Annotated in this window: 13 protein-coding genes and 2 tRNA genes; 10 read left to right on the top strand and 5 right to left on the bottom strand. The window is 67.6% G+C overall.

Annotated features, from left to right (window positions below; all coding sequences use genetic code 11):
* Nucleotides 1-73 precede the first annotated feature (73 nt).
* From DX914_RS05060 to DX914_RS05030, 7 genes are all read left to right on the top strand, one after another.
* Entirely contained in the window at nt 74-1,870 is a 1,797-nt protein-coding gene (locus tag DX914_RS05060) for a copper resistance system multicopper oxidase (protein WP_115857941.1), read from the top strand.
* Nucleotides 1,867-2,979: a copper resistance protein B gene (locus DX914_RS05055; protein WP_115857940.1), complete on the top strand. Its 1,113-nt coding sequence runs from the start codon at nt 1,867-1,869 to the stop codon at nt 2,977-2,979. The genes DX914_RS05060 and DX914_RS05055 overlap by 4 nt, the downstream gene beginning before the upstream one ends.
* A 10-nt stretch (nt 2,980-2,989) precedes the next feature.
* Nucleotides 2,990-3,745, top strand: a complete 756-nt coding sequence (locus tag DX914_RS05050) for a c-type cytochrome (RefSeq protein WP_115857939.1) — start codon at nt 2,990-2,992, stop codon at nt 3,743-3,745.
* Nucleotides 3,735-4,283, top strand: coding sequence for a DUF411 domain-containing protein (locus DX914_RS05045; RefSeq protein WP_196778824.1), 549 nt, complete (start codon nt 3,735-3,737; stop codon nt 4,281-4,283). The genes DX914_RS05050 and DX914_RS05045 overlap by 11 nt, the downstream gene beginning before the upstream one ends.
* 104 nt (nt 4,284-4,387) lie before the next feature.
* Nucleotides 4,388-4,792: a heavy metal-responsive transcriptional regulator gene (locus DX914_RS05040; RefSeq protein ID WP_196778823.1), complete on the top strand. Its 405-nt coding sequence runs from the start codon at nt 4,388-4,390 to the stop codon at nt 4,790-4,792.
* A complete protein-coding gene (locus tag DX914_RS05035) occupies nt 4,789-7,167 on the top strand; it encodes a heavy metal translocating P-type ATPase (RefSeq protein ID WP_115857937.1) in 2,379 nt (792 codons plus the stop codon). Before DX914_RS05040 ends, DX914_RS05035 begins: the two co-directional genes overlap by 4 nt.
* 95 nt (nt 7,168-7,262) lie before the next feature.
* A complete protein-coding gene (locus DX914_RS05030) occupies nt 7,263-7,691 on the top strand; it encodes a hypothetical protein (protein ID WP_115857936.1) in 429 nt (142 codons plus the stop codon).
* Between the two features lie 44 nt (nt 7,692-7,735).
* Here the strand turns inward: DX914_RS05030 and DX914_RS05025 are convergent, their stop codons facing one another.
* Complete coding sequence (locus tag DX914_RS05025; RefSeq protein WP_147300602.1) at nt 7,736-8,419, bottom strand: hypothetical protein; 684 nt, start codon at nt 8,417-8,419, stop codon at nt 7,736-7,738.
* Between the two features lie 158 nt (nt 8,420-8,577).
* Here DX914_RS05025 and DX914_RS05020 point away from each other — a divergent pair, with 158 nt between their 5' ends.
* The 3 genes from DX914_RS05020 (at nt 8,578) to arr (ending at nt 10,889) form a co-directional block, all read left to right on the top strand.
* A complete protein-coding gene (locus tag DX914_RS05020; RefSeq protein WP_115857934.1) occupies nt 8,578-9,351 on the top strand; it encodes an SDR family oxidoreductase in 774 nt (257 codons plus the stop codon).
* 88 nt (nt 9,352-9,439) lie between these two features.
* Nucleotides 9,440-10,345, top strand: a complete 906-nt coding sequence (locus DX914_RS05015) for a LysR family transcriptional regulator (protein ID WP_115857933.1) — start codon at nt 9,440-9,442, stop codon at nt 10,343-10,345.
* Between the two features lie 142 nt (nt 10,346-10,487).
* The gene (arr, locus tag DX914_RS05010; RefSeq protein WP_115857932.1) at nt 10,488-10,889 is read left to right on the top strand and encodes an NAD(+)--rifampin ADP-ribosyltransferase; all 402 of its coding nucleotides are present in this window, start codon (nt 10,488-10,490) and stop codon (nt 10,887-10,889) included.
* 48 nt (nt 10,890-10,937) lie between these two features.
* On the opposite strand, the gene DX914_RS05005 is transcribed toward arr, so the two are convergent.
* The 4 genes from DX914_RS05005 to DX914_RS04990 form a co-directional block, all read right to left on the bottom strand.
* Nucleotides 10,938-12,080, bottom strand: a complete 1,143-nt coding sequence (locus DX914_RS05005) for a hypothetical protein (protein WP_147300601.1) — start codon at nt 12,078-12,080, stop codon at nt 10,938-10,940.
* A gap of 511 nt (nt 12,081-12,591) precedes the next feature.
* Nucleotides 12,592-12,667, bottom strand: a tRNA-Glu gene (locus DX914_RS05000).
* A gap of 52 nt (nt 12,668-12,719) precedes the next feature.
* Nucleotides 12,720-12,795: transfer RNA gene (locus DX914_RS04995), tRNA-Ala, on the bottom strand.
* Between the two features lie 89 nt (nt 12,796-12,884).
* Nucleotides 12,885-13,391: a DUF1249 domain-containing protein gene (locus DX914_RS04990; protein WP_115857930.1), complete on the bottom strand. Its 507-nt coding sequence runs from the start codon at nt 13,389-13,391 to the stop codon at nt 12,885-12,887.
* Nucleotides 13,392-13,460: the final 69 nt, after the last annotated feature.

The raw sequence follows: 13,460 nt of genomic DNA, 5'->3' as shown, positions 1-13,460 counted from the left end.
GCGTCGTATCGGCGCGCGCCCCTGCGTTCGTCGCCGGCCTCCGCCGGCCAACGCCCCCATCGTGGAGCACGACATGTCTTTCGATTCCTCCGGCTTCCGGCCGGACCGTCCGGCGCAGCCCCAGCGCCGGCGTTTCGTCACCGGCTTGGCCCTCGGCGGCGTCGCCGCCGGACTGGGCGGCTGGCGCAGCCCCGCGTTCGCCGCGCCCACGCTGGCGCGCGCTCCGCAGGAACTGCGCGGCCGCGACTTCGACCTGGCCATCGACGCCGCGCCGGTGAACTTCACCGGCCGGGTGCGTTCGGCCATCACCGTCAACGGCTCGCTGCCCGCGCCGATCCTGCGTTGGCGCGAGGGCGAGATCGTGACCCTGCGCGTGGCCAACCGCCTGCGCGACACCAGTTCGATTCATTGGCACGGCATCATCCTGCCGGCCAACATGGATGGCGTGCCCGGCCTGAGCTTCGACGGCATCGGCCCCGGCGAGACCTACGCTTACCGCTTCCAGCTCAACCAGTCCGGCACCTACTGGTACCACAGCCATTCGCTGTTCCAGGAGCAGTCCGGCCTGTACGGCGCGATCGTGATCGACCCGGCCACGCCGCCGCCGTACCGCTTCGACCGCGAGCACGTGGTGCTGTTGTCGGACTGGACCGACCTGGATCCGGCCGCGCTGTTCCGGCGCCTGAAGAAGATGTCGGACTACGACAACACGTATAAGCGCACGGTCGGCGACTTCGCCCGTGACGTCAGCGCCAACGGCCTGTCGGCGACGCTGCGCGACCGCGGCGACTGGGGACGCATGCGGATGACGCCGACCGATCTGTCGGACGTCAACGGCAACACCTACACCTACCTGATGAACGGCGCCGCACCGGCCGGCAACTGGACCGGCCTGTTCCGCTCCGGCGAGAAGGTGCTGCTGCGCTTCATCAACGGCTCGGCGATGAGCTATTTCGACGTGCGCATACCGGGCCTGAAGATGACCGTGGTGGCGGCCGACGGCCAATACATCCATCCGGTCACGGTGGACGAGTTCCGCATCGCGGTGGCGGAGACCTTCGACGTGATCGTCGAGCCCTCCGGCCAGGACGCCTACACTATCTATGCCCAGGACATGGGCCGCACCGGTTATGCGCGCGGCACCCTGGCCGTGCGCGAAGGCCTGCAGGCGCCCGTGCCCGCGCCGGACCCGCGCACCATCCTGACCATGGACGACATGGGCCACGGCGGCATGGGTCACGGCGCGCACGGCGGCGGCAAGGTCATGGCCGAAGGCGGCTGCGGCGCCAACATGGGCATGGCGGACATGGCCGGCATGGACCACAGCGCGCACGGTAGCGCGCAGGGCGGCGCGCATCCGGCCAGCGAGAACGGCAATCCGCTCATCGACATGCAGACCATGAGCCCCACGCCGCGCCTGGACGACCCCGGCATCGGATTGCGCGACAACGGCCGCCGCGTGCTGCGCTACGCCGACCTGAAGAGCCTGTTCGAGGACCCCGACGGCCGCGAGCCAGGCCGCACCCTGGAGCTGCACCTGACCGGGCATATGGAGAAGTTCGCCTGGTCGTTCGACGGCAAGAAGTTCATGGACGCGCAGCCGCTACGCCTGAACTACGGCGAGCGCATGCGCATCACCCTGATCAACGACACCATGATGACCCACCCCATCCACCTGCATGGTCTATGGAGCGACCTGGAGGACGAGAACGGCGAGTTCCTGGTGCGCAAGCACACCATCGACATGCCGCCTGGCACGCGCCGCAGCTATCGCGTGCGTGCCGACGCGCTGGGCCGCTGGGCCTACCACTGCCATCTGCTCTACCACATGGAAGCGGGCATGATGCGCGAAGTGAGGGTGGAAGAATGAGCGCTCTTCGCACCCCGCAACGCGCCGCGCTGGCGGCCGCGCTGATGCTGGTTTTCGCCGGCGCCGCCCAGGCCCAGCACCACGCCGGCCACACGCCGCCCGATCCGTCGAAGACGGCCGAAACCCAGCAGGCGCAGGACGCGCACGACCATTCGAAGATGGGGCATGCCGCGCCGGTCAAAGACGAGGCGCAGCCCGAAGCGATGGACCACTCGAAGACGGACCATTCCAAAATGGACCATGGCCCCGCGCCCGCGAAGGACGAAGGGCACTCGGGCATGGACCATTCGAAGATGGGCCACGCGCCGGCCGCCGCGAAAGACGATCCGCACGCCGGCATGGACCACTCGCAGATGGACCATTCCAAGATGGGTCACGGCCCGGACGCGCCGCAGCAACCGCGCGAGCCGATTCCGCCGATCACCGACGCCGACCGCGCCGCCGCGTTCCCGCCGATCAGCCAGCACATGGAGCACGCGCGCGAGTTCACCAGCTACGTGCTGCTCGACCGTCTGGAAACCGGCGACGCCGACCATGGCCGCAGCCAGGCCTGGGAAGCCGGTGCCTGGTTCGGCAGCGACCTCAACCGGCTGTGGTTGCGCAGCGAAGGCGAACGCGAAGACGGGCGTACCGAATCGGCCGACCTGGAGGTGCTGTACGGCCGCAGCGTGTCGCCGTGGTGGGACGTGGTGGTGGGCGCCAAGCACGACTTCCAGCCCGGCGGCTCGCAGGACTGGATCGCGGTGGGCGTGCAAGGCCTGTCGCCGTACAAGTTCGAAGTGCAGGCCACCGCCTACATCGGCGCATCCGGCCGGGTGGCGGCGAACATCGAGGCCGAGTACGACGTGCTGCTGACCAATCGCCTGATCCTGCAGCCGGTGGTGGAGGCCGAGTTCAACAGCCGCGACGACATCGCACGCGGCGTCGGCCAGGGCTTCAGCAAGCTCGAAGCCGGCTTGCGCCTGCGCTACGAATTCCACCGCCGTTTCGCGCCCTACGTGGGCGTGGTCCACGAACGCAGCTTCGGCGCCACCGCCGATCTGCGTCGCGACGAGGGCGAAGCCGTCAGCGACAACCGTGTGGTCGCTGGCGTGCGGGTCTGGTTCTGAGGGCGCGGCCATGAGCAAACGGACTTATCTGCTGATCGGCGGCCTGGGCCTGGCGGCGGTTGCAGCGGCCGGCGCCTATGTGTGGTCCGGCGCTTACGACGTCGGCGCGGACTCTCCGCACACGCGACCGGTCTACGCCATGCTGGAAACGGTGCGCGACCGCTCCATCGACGCGCGCGCCAGCGAACTGCAGGTGCCAGCGGACCTCGACGATCCGGCCCGCATCCGCCAGGGCGCGGGCAACTACGACGCCATGTGCGCGGGCTGCCATCTGGCCCCCGGCGTGGAGAGCAGCGAACTCAGCCGCGGCCTCTACCCCGCTCCGCCCAATCTCAGCCGTACGCCGGTGGAAGCGGCGCGTGCGTTCTGGGCGATCAAGCACGGCATCAAGGCCTCGGGCATGCCGGCCTGGGGCCATAGCATGGGCGACGACTACATCTGGAACATGGCGGCGCTGCTGCAGCAGCTGCCCAAGCTGGATGGGGCGCAATACCGGCAACTGGTCGCCGAAAGCGGCGGACACGCGCACGGCGGCGGAGAAACGCCGGCCGCTGGCGGCGGGCACGGCCGTCACGAAGGCAAGGAGATGGAGGCTCATGAGCATTCCGCCCTCATGCCCTCGGCCGAGCAAGAAAAGGCGCCCTCACCCGCCGTGCATCGCCATGCCGACGGCAAACAGCACGAGCACGAGCCGAAGACCGAAGCCAAGCCCAAGCGCGCGCCGCCGGCCGAGCCAGCTCACGGGGAGCACGAGCATGCGCATTGAACGCGGCCTGCTGGTTCTAACCGGCGCGCTCGCCTTGTCGGCCTGCCACGACCGCGCGAGCCCGATGGCGCAGGCAGCGGCACCGAGGGCGGCAGCCGCTGCGGCCGTCGCCACCGCGCCCACGGCCGCTGCAGCGCCTGCGACCGCAACAGCGGCCCTGCCGAAAATGATCGTGCACAAGAACCCCACCTGCGGCTGCTGTTCGCTGTGGGTGGATCACGTGCGCGCCGCAGGCTTTACCGTGGAAGTGCGCGACCACGACAACCTGCATCCGATCAAGGAACGCTTGGGCGTGCCGTACGGCAAGGGCTCCTGTCATACCGCCGAGGTCGGCGGCTATTTCGTCGAAGGCCACGTGCCGGCGGCGGACATCGTCCGCTTGCTGCGGGAAAAGCCGCAGGCGCGCGGTTTGGCGGTGCCGGGCATGCCTGCCGGCTCGCCCGGCATGGAGTTGCCCGACGGGCGCGTGCAACCGTACACGGTCGAATTGATCGGCCGCGACGGCGGCACCCGCGCCTACGCCCGCCACGGCGGCTGAACCGCAGGCGGCGGCGCCCGCCCGCCGCCGCATGCAGGGCTTGACTCTGGACCATGGTCCAGAGCCGAGACTGCCGCCATTCCATCGCTGAAGGAACTGCAGCCATGCAGATCGGCCAACTCGCCAAACGCGCCGGCGTCGCCATCGACACCGTGCGCTACTACGAACGCAACGGCATCCTGCCGCTGCCCGAACGCCAGGCCTCCGGCTACCGCGCTTACGACGAGCGCGACGTCGACCGCCTGCGCTTCCTGCGCCGGGCCAAGGCGCTGGGCTTCACCCTGACCGAAATCCGCGATCTGCTGGAACTGTCCTCGCGCCGCGACGACGACATGGGCGGACTCAAGGCCGCCGCCAACGAAAAGCTCGCCGACGTGGAGCGCAAGCTGGCCGAGTTGAGCCGCGTGCGCGACGGTCTGCGCCAGCTGGTCGACGCCTGCCCGGGCCACGGCGCCCTGCAGCGCTGCCCGATCCTGGCCGCGCTGGCGCAGGAGGAGGACGCGGCATGAGCCACGCCCATCACGGCCACGATCGTCACGCTCACGCGCTGAAGCCGGACGCGCCGGCGCCGCATTCCTGCTGCGCCAACAAGCACGCCGCCAGCGACGCGGCCACGGTGCTGGACCCGGTCTGCGGCATGCGCGTGGATCCCACCCGGACGCCGCATCACAGTCATCATCAGGGCGAGGATTACGCGTTCTGCTCGGCGCGTTGCCGCGAGAAATTCATCGCCGATCCGCCGCGTTACCTGGCGCCCCAACCCGCCGTCGCAGCGCCCGAGGGCGCCATCTACACCTGCCCGATGCACCCCGAAGTGCGCCAGGTCGGCCCCGGCACCTGCCCGCTGTGCGGCATGGCGTTGGAACCGGAGCTGCCCAGCCTGGAGGAGGCAGAGAATCCCGAACTGCGCGACTTCGGCCGCCGCTTTGCCTGGACCCTGCCGCTGAGCCTGGCGACGCTGGCGCTGGCGATGTTCGGCCACCGCTGGAACGCGCTATCGGTGGAGCTGCGCACCTGGCTGGAACTGGCGCTGAGCGCGCCGGTGGTGCTGTGGGCGGGCTGGCCGTTCTTCGAACGCGCCGTGGCCTCGATCCGCAACCGCAGCCCCAATATGTGGACGCTGATCGGCATCGGCGTGGCGTCGGCATTCGGTTACAGCGTGGTGGCCACGCTGGCGCCGGACCTGTTCCCCGCCTCGTTCCGCGAACACGGCCGCGTGGGCGTGTACTTCGAAGCCGCCGCGGTGATCGTCTCGCTGACCCTGCTGGGGCAGCTGTTGGAGTTGCGCGCACGTTCCAAGACCTCCGCCGCGATCAAGCAGTTGCTGGGCTTGGCGCCCGCGCATGCACGTCGCCTGCGCGATGACGGCAGCGAAGAGGACGTGGCGCTGTCCGAGGTGCAGGTCGGCGATCGCCTGCGCGTGCGCCCCGGCGAAAAAGTGCCGGTGGACGGCGACGTCGTGGACGGCCGTTCCAGCGTGGACGAATCCATGCTCACCGGCGAACCCGTGCCGGTGAGCAAGCAGATCGGCGACCGCCTGATCGGCGCCACGCTCAACGGCAGCGGCAGCCTGGTCATGCGCGCCGCGCGCGTGGGCTCGGACACCGTGCTCGCACAGATCGTGCAACTGGTCGCGCAGGCGCAGCGCTCGCGCGCGCCGATGCAGCGCCTGGCCGACCGGGTCGCGTTCTGGTTCGTATTGGCGGTACTGGCGGTGGCGTTGGCCACCCTGCTGGGCTGGGGTCTGTTCGGCCCCGAGCCGTCGTGGACCTACGGCGTGCTCAACGCGGTGGCGGTGCTCATCATCGCCTGCCCTTGCGCGTTGGGCCTGGCCACGCCTATGTCCATCATGGTCGCCAGCGGCCGCGCGGCGCAGGCCGGCGTGCTGTTCCGCGATGCCGAGGCGATCGAGCGCCTGCGCAGTATCGATACGCTGATCGTCGACAAAACCGGCACGCTCACGCAGGGCCGGCCCGCGTTTCGCGAGGCGGTGGCCGCGCCCGGCTACGAGGCCGACGAAGTGCTGCGCCTGGCCGCGAGCCTGGACCGGGGCAGCGAACATCCGCTGGCGGCGGCGCTGGTGGCGGCGGCACGCGGCCATGGGCTGGTCTTGGACCATGTACAGGACTTCGATTCGGCCACCGGTCTGGGCGTGCGCGGCCGCATCGGCCAGCGCTCGCTGTCCTTGGGCAACGCCGCCCTGATGGCGCAGGACGGCGTCGATCTGCAAGGTTTGGCCGAGCGCGCCGAAGCGCTGCGCCAGGACGGCGCCAGCGCCATGTTCCTGGCCGTGGACGGCCGCATCGCCGGCGTGCTGGCGGTGGCCGACCCGATCAAGGCCAGCAGCGCCGCCGCCATCGAGGCCTTGCGCGCCGCCGGCGTGCGTGTGGTGATGGCCAGCGGCGACGGTGAGACCACCGCACGTGCGGTCGGCCGCGCGCTGGGCATAGCCGAAGTCCACGGCGAAGCGAGGCCGCAGGACAAGGCCGAACTGGTGCGGCGCCTGCAGGCCCAGGGCCGGCGCGTGGCCATGGCCGGCGACGGCATCAACGACGCGCCCGCGCTGGCCGCGGCCGATGTCGGCATCGCCATGGGCACCGGCACCGACGTGGCCATGGCCAGCGCCCAGGTCACCCTGGTCAAGGGCGACCTCAACGGCATCGTGCGTGCGCGCTCGATCTCCGCCGCGGCGGTGGCCAACATGAAGCAGAACCTGGCCTTCGCCTTTCTCTACAACGCGCTGGGCGTGCCGATCGCCGCAGGCGCGCTGTACCCGCTCACGGGCGCGCTGCTGAGCCCGATGATCGCGGCGCTGGCGATGAGCCTGAGCTCGGTGTCGGTGGTGGCCAACGCCCTGCGCCTGGGCGCCGCACGCAAGGCCTGAACCCGCCCTGGCCGCGGCGCCCGCGTGACGGCGCCGCGACCGGGGCCGGGCTATGATGCGGTCATCGGGCCGGTCGCGGCGCCAGGAACCACGCCATGTCGATCCACTCCAAAGCCCGTCGCGACGCCAAAAAGCGTAAGGCCGCCAAAGCCGCCCACGCAGCCCCGGCCGCCCCGTCGATCGAACCGCATGCCGAACTGCGCGGCCGCGAAGGCCAGTTGCTGGGCGGCATCGTCCGCCGCGACGGCGAATGGACCCTGGGCCTGGACGGCCGCATCGTCGGCGGTTCCGACAGCGCCGCCAAGGTGCTGATCATGCTCAAGCGCGCCGCCGCCCTGCACGAGCGCGAGGGCCAATCGGTGCGATTGACCTTCTCCCCGGCCCTCAGCGCCGCCGCCGCGCAGGAAGCGGCGGACCGTGGTCTGAGCTTCGAGCAGTTCGAGGCCGAGTTCGAAAAGGAACTGGCCGAGGGCCAGCGCCCGTCGTTGGAGTCGGTGAGCGGCGGTAACGAAGCGGTGCATTAAACGGCGGCGGGCGCGAGTTCGAACCCGCCGGGGCCCCGATCAGCTCATTCGTAAATGGCCTCGCGCAAGCGATGGGTCATGGTTTGCGCCTGTGCGATCCATCTGTCCAGGGCGGTCTGGTAGGCCGACAGGTAGCGCAGGTGCAGATCGGTCTGCGCGGCACGGACGGCATGCCTGCGATAAAACGCCAAAACCCTGGCCGGCATGTCGACCACTGCACCTAGGGCGATGCCGGCGCCGAAGCCGAACGCGGATTTCATCCCCGCAATCGTCGATTCGTTCGGTTCCGGATCCAGCACCTTGTCGAACAGCGCGGCGAGCAATCGCCCAACCTCGTCGGCGGTGTGCTGATGCATTTGCCCGTCGAGCGCAAGGTGGTCGCCTTGCATTTGCAGCGTCATGCTGCGGAGCCACAAGAAGTTTTGATCGATCTTGAACTCCGGCGTGTCTGCGATTTTCGGATCTGCTTGCTGGCGTTGCAGCAACAAATCGACTTCGCGCTCTAGAGCGTCGCCGTCGATTCGAAACCGTTGTGTCCTTTCCTCCATCCATTCGGAATAGCGCCTGGCCTCTTCAATGCCCGCCGCGGTCAAGTCCAGATACATTCGGGCCGCTGCGTGCGTCTTGTCGATCGCGGCCTGATGCAGTGCGCGCATTCCCAGCTCTTGGCAGGCATCGCGCTCGCGCGTCAGTCGCTTGAGCGCGAGTTCGAACTTCACTCCGTCCATGGGCATCCCCTGTCGTTGGTCCAACGCGCCCAGTCTGCCGCATTTTTCCATGCCCGCGATTGGTCGGCTTTCCTGGACAATCCATCCAATTTGCGGTGGCCAATAGGCACGCGAACGCTACCTAAAATTCAGTCTCCGCCCACTCAACGGAGACGCCCATGGCAGACCATTCCCTCAACGGCAAAGTCGCGCTGATCGCCGGCGGCGCCAAGAACCTGGGCGGCCTGATCGCCCGCGATCTGGCCCAGCACGGCGTCAAGGCCGTGGCCGTCCACTACAACAGTGCGGCCACGCGCGCCGATGCCGAGGCTACCGTGGCCGCGGTCAAGGCCGCCGGCGCCGAGGCGGTGGCACTGCAGGCGGATCTGACCACCGCCGGTGCTGTAGCCAAACTGTTCGAAGACACCATCGCCGCGGTCGGCCGCCCCGACATCGCCATCAACACCGTGGGCAAGGTGCTGAAGAAGCCCTTCGTCGACATCAGCGAAGCCGAGTACGACGAGATGACGGCGGTGAACTCGAAGTCGGCGTTCTTCTTCCTGCAGCAGGCCGGCAAGCACGTCAACGACAACGGCAAGATCTGCACCCTGGTCACCTCGCTGCTGGGCGCGTTCACGCCCTACTACGCCGCCTACGCCGGCACCAAGGCGCCGGTGGAGCACTACACCCGTGCCGCGTCCAAGGAATACGGCGAGCGCGGCATCTCGGTGACCGCCGTGGGCCCGGGCCCGATGGACACGCCGTTCTTCTACCCGGCCGAAGGCGCCGACGCGGTGGCCTACCACCAGACCGCCGCGGCGCTGTCGCCGTTTTCCAAGACCGGCCTGACCGACATCCAGGACGTGGTGCCCTTCATCCGCTTCCTGGTCTCCGACGGCTGGTGGATCACCGGCCAGACCCTGCTGATCAACGGCGGGTACACCACTAAGTAAGGCCACCCAGCGGCCATTGCGGTAGGGTGCGGTGAGCCGCAGGCGAGCTGCACCGTCGCACAGCGCACCCCAGGCCGGAGCCACGTCCTTGGACATCCTTGATCAATACCGCGTGTTCGTGCAGATCGCTGAGATGGGCAGTTTCATCAAGTCCGCCCACGCCCTGGACCTGCCGCGCGCTACGGTGTCGTTGGCGATCCAGCAACTCGAACGCGCCATGGGCGTGCGCCTGCTGCACCGGACCACGCGCGAAGTCCGGCTCACCGCCGACGGCGCGCAACTGCTCGAACGCGTGCGCCCGTTGCTGGCCGAGGCCGAGGATATCCAGCAACTGTTCCAGACCCGCCAGCGCCAAGTCGCCGGCCGCCTGAACGTGGATGTGCCCAGCCGCATCGCCCGCCGCCTGATCGCACCCGCCCTGCCCGGCCTGCTGCGCCGCTATCCGCGCCTGCAACTGGCGCTGGGCTCCAGCGACCGCATGATCGACCTGGTGCACGAGGGCGTGGACTGCGCGATCCGCGTCGGCGACTTGCAGGACAGCCAATTGGTGGTGCGTCCGCTGGGCCGCATCGCCCTGATCAATTGCGCCGGCCCCGCTTACCTGCGCGAGTTCGGCCTACCCGACTCGCCCGAAGATCTGATGCGCGGGCACTGGTCGGTGGGTTACGCCTCGCCCACCACCGGGCGCGAGCTGCATTGGGAATACGAACAGGACGGCCACACGCACACCGTCGCCCTGCCCAGCCGCGTCCTGGTCAACAACGCCGAAAGCTACATCGCCAGCTGTCGCGCCGGTCTGGGCCTGATCCAGGTGCCCCGCTTCGACGTGCAGCACCTGCTCGACCGCGGCGAACTGGTCGAGGTCATGCCCGCCTACCGCGCGGGAGCGATGGCGGTGTCGGCGCTGTACCCGCACCGCCGCCAGCGCTCGCGCCGCCTGACCGCCTTCGTCGACTGGTTCGAGGGCCTGATCCGGCCCCACCTGGACCCCTGACTCGCGGCCCCAGAAACGAAAATGGGAGGCGCCCGGCGCCTCCCACAACCAATTTATATAACGCCTGGGGGCTTGCGGCAAGGCCCCAGGCCTGCTGCAGCATCGCCGGCCTGTCGACACGACAGCCCACCGGAGCGACGCCATGACGACCCCAGCGCCCACCTACTACCACGGCACCAAGGCCGACCTGAAAGCCGGCGACCTCATCGCCCCCGGCTACGCCTCCAACTACGGCCAGCGCAAAAACGCCGCCTTCGTCTACCTGAGCGCCACCTTGGACGCCGCGACCTGGGGCGCCGAACTCGCCGTCGGCGAAGGCCGCGGCCGCATCTACATCGTCGAACCCACCGGCGCCATCGAAGACGACCCCAACCTCACCGACAAGCGCTTTCCCGGCAATCCGACCAAGTCATATCGCTCGCGCGAGCCGTTCCGTGTGATCGGTGAGGTAGACGAATGGCAAGGCCACACGGCCGAACAGCTCCAAGAAATGCGCGATCATCTCGAACGCCTCAAGCAAAGCAGCATTGAGCACATCGAATAGATCGGAATCGCGCAACGCCGAACGCGCCGCGCCTACGGACCTATCGGATCAATCGCCACCGATGGTCGTCGGCCCGTTTGCCGGCATGACCTCCACCCCGATGGTTTTAAGCGCCTGCTCGATGCGCTTCATCGTCGCTTCGCCGTCGCTGCTCCAGCCGTTGATCTTCGTCACCAAACGGCCATCCAGATAGAAATGAAAAGACGGCAGCCGCGCGAAATCGACGCCGGCCCATCTGGAGTTGTCGAATGCCACATGCATCCTGGCGTCGGGAAAGCGTGCATTCCACTCCGCGATCGTCGCCACACTCAGAGTGACGGATGCAGGAGACAACCAAAGCACATTCGCCCGGCGAAGCGCTGCGCTCAAAGCAGGATCGGCGGAGATCGTCTCCGCCGACTTGAGCGCGATATGGCAACCGGCGGAAACAATCACCAGCGGACCCTTCTTCGGCTCGAACGATTCCACACGCGCAACCCTGTCCTTACCCGAAACGTCGACTACGGCGGGAATGGACGGATCGAAGTTGCCGGAACGCTTGAGCGCAACGATTTCATTGCCCTTGAGCCTGGTTTTGCCGGTCGCCAAACGCATCGCCGCTTCGACCTGCCACACCGAAAGGTGCGCACCCATCATGGCGTCGCGTTGTTCGGTTGTAGCCTCGCCACGTCGCGCGAGCTCCTTGAACACGGCGCTCATATCGTCGACGTAACGCTGCGCATCCGGCAGGCTGTAGCCGAGTTCGGCAATGAGCATGGCTTCGCTCATGGAAAAGGCGGACCGCAACGCTTCATCTGAAGCGGACCCCGCCTTCCCGAGCGTTGCAGACGCAAGCGCGTAGTGCTCCAGCAGGCGATCATGCCGTTGCTCGTTGGTGATACCTCGATCGGAGAACTCGGCCAGCATGGCGGCATACGTGTCTACGAGGGGCTCCTGCGCTCCAGCCACCTGGTAGGGCGCCAGGATTAGCCCGAGCGCGAAGATCGAAGCACGAAGAAGCGCTCTTTGCACCATGGTTTCACCTGCTGGGCTTTGTGCGCCCACAGCGGCGAAAAGGCTTGCGGTTATTTGCACGTCGGACTGCGCATGACGCCTGGACTTGCGGATCGCACCAGCTGCTTGGAGAAAACGCGGTTGCCGTTGAGTTCGCAGCCGATGGTAAACACGAAATCCCCGCTTTTCGACGATCATTTTTCACGCCGCGCATCGCGTAAACAACAGCCGTGCATTCGCTAAGTAGTATTTGCTCGACAGTGACGAATAGGGGCACTTTTGCTGTGCCGAATTCTGTCGATAACGACTTGGGCGTAGTGCGCACTGATCGCGGCTAAAGCGGGCGGCGACGAGTGCACTCGCATCGGTGCGCGCGTGTATCAATCGATCATCAACAGATCGGAATTGGGCGTGGCCCTATTCGCCAAGCACCACCCGCGCCGCTTGCGCCGAACAGACGGGTTCGAGACCGAAGTTCGCTGTTGACCGTTGCGGCAATTGTTCCGAAGGAACGTGCACAGGCGCCGTCCTGAAGCTGAGGCGGTGCCCTTGGGCACGAGTGAGCTGCTGCTCTGGCGACATCTGCCTTCAGCGCCGCCTGCAAGATTCCCGGGCCACCGACCTCTGGCTGCCATCCGCAACATTGCGGAGTGCGAAACGCCAAAAACACTTAGGGCCCGGTTTCCCGAGCCCTAGGTGCTTGTTCAATTGGCGTCCCCACGGGGATTCGAACCCCGGTCGCTACCGTGAAAGGGTAATGTCCTAGGCCTCTAGACGATGGGGACAAAACTGGTGTTCCTGCAAACACCCCGCGGAAACCCTTTCAGTTCCGAAGAGTGGTGGAGCCAGCCGGGATCGAACCGGCGACCTCTACAATGCCATTGTAGCGCTCTCCCAGCTGAGCTATGGCCCCACGTGCTGGAAAGACGAAAATTCTAGCGGGCGTTCAGCGATGTCGTCAAGCGTTCATCGCTAAATTTTTTTGCCCCCCCGCCGGACCCCCTATGTGAGGGCAGCCTCCAGGAGAGGCGTTTCCGGCGTTCGAATCTCGACGGGGCGCAATGTTGCCATGCCATGGCCCCGCTCCGCTAGATACTCGAGCCACTTTCCGAGAAAAGTGTTCATGCGCATGCGGTGGCCGATCAGTTCCGCCGGCGGCGGGTACATGCCGATCACGTCCTGCCAGCGGCGGCCCACATAGCAGTTCGTGGCTTCCAGCTGGTGCGCGTCGTTGTACAGGCGCAGCCAGGCGGAGGGATCGGGCTCGCCGGTGACCGGGTCCAGCAGCGCGTAGGTCAGGCGCAGTTCGGTGGTGTAGCGGTGCTGCTCGATCACGTCCAGCTGCAGATCCAGGCCGTCGCCGATCGAGGAACGGTAGATGCCGGGCGCGAGATCGGCCGGCGCGAACAGGCGCGTAAGGCGGCGGTAGTTCTCGGCGTACAGCCCCATCAGCCAGCCGAAGCGGGTGAGCCGGGGGATGCGTGCGGGGTGGGCGACTAACGATGTCATGCGGCCGATGCTACACGCGCGCAGCGTCGCGCGGCAGCGTTGACGCATCGCGCCGACAGGCCTAAGTTA

The organism is Lysobacter silvisoli (genome assembly GCF_003382365.1).
In the GTDB taxonomy this organism is placed as follows: Bacteria; Pseudomonadota; Gammaproteobacteria; order Xanthomonadales; family Xanthomonadaceae; genus Lysobacter; species Lysobacter silvisoli.
This window is presented reverse-complemented; position numbering and strand designations above follow the sequence as displayed.

Coding starts and splice junctions, on each gene's coding strand:
- DX914_RS05030 (WP_115857936.1), top strand. CDS start 7,263: ATGTCGATCCACTCCAAAGCCCGTCGCGACGCCAAAAAGCGTAAGGCC.
- arr (WP_115857932.1), top strand. CDS start 10,488: ATGACGACCCCAGCGCCCACCTACTACCACGGCACCAAGGCCGACCTG.
- DX914_RS04990 (WP_115857930.1), bottom strand. CDS start 13,391: ATGACATCGTTAGTCGCCCACCCCGCACGCATCCCCCGGCTCACCCGC.
- DX914_RS05020 (WP_115857934.1), top strand. CDS start 8,578: ATGGCAGACCATTCCCTCAACGGCAAAGTCGCGCTGATCGCCGGCGGC.
- DX914_RS05040 (WP_196778823.1), top strand. CDS start 4,388: ATGCAGATCGGCCAACTCGCCAAACGCGCCGGCGTCGCCATCGACACC.
- DX914_RS05045 (WP_196778824.1), top strand. CDS start 3,735: ATGCGCATTGAACGCGGCCTGCTGGTTCTAACCGGCGCGCTCGCCTTG.
- DX914_RS05050 (WP_115857939.1), top strand. CDS start 2,990: ATGAGCAAACGGACTTATCTGCTGATCGGCGGCCTGGGCCTGGCGGCG.
- DX914_RS05035 (WP_115857937.1), top strand. CDS start 4,789: ATGAGCCACGCCCATCACGGCCACGATCGTCACGCTCACGCGCTGAAG.
- DX914_RS05025 (WP_147300602.1), bottom strand. CDS start 8,419: ATGGACGGAGTGAAGTTCGAACTCGCGCTCAAGCGACTGACGCGCGAG.
- DX914_RS05055 (WP_115857940.1), top strand. CDS start 1,867: ATGAGCGCTCTTCGCACCCCGCAACGCGCCGCGCTGGCGGCCGCGCTG.
- DX914_RS05005 (WP_147300601.1), bottom strand. CDS start 12,080: ATGATCGTCGAAAAGCGGGGATTTCGTGTTTACCATCGGCTGCGAACT.
- DX914_RS05060 (WP_115857941.1), top strand. CDS start 74: ATGTCTTTCGATTCCTCCGGCTTCCGGCCGGACCGTCCGGCGCAGCCC.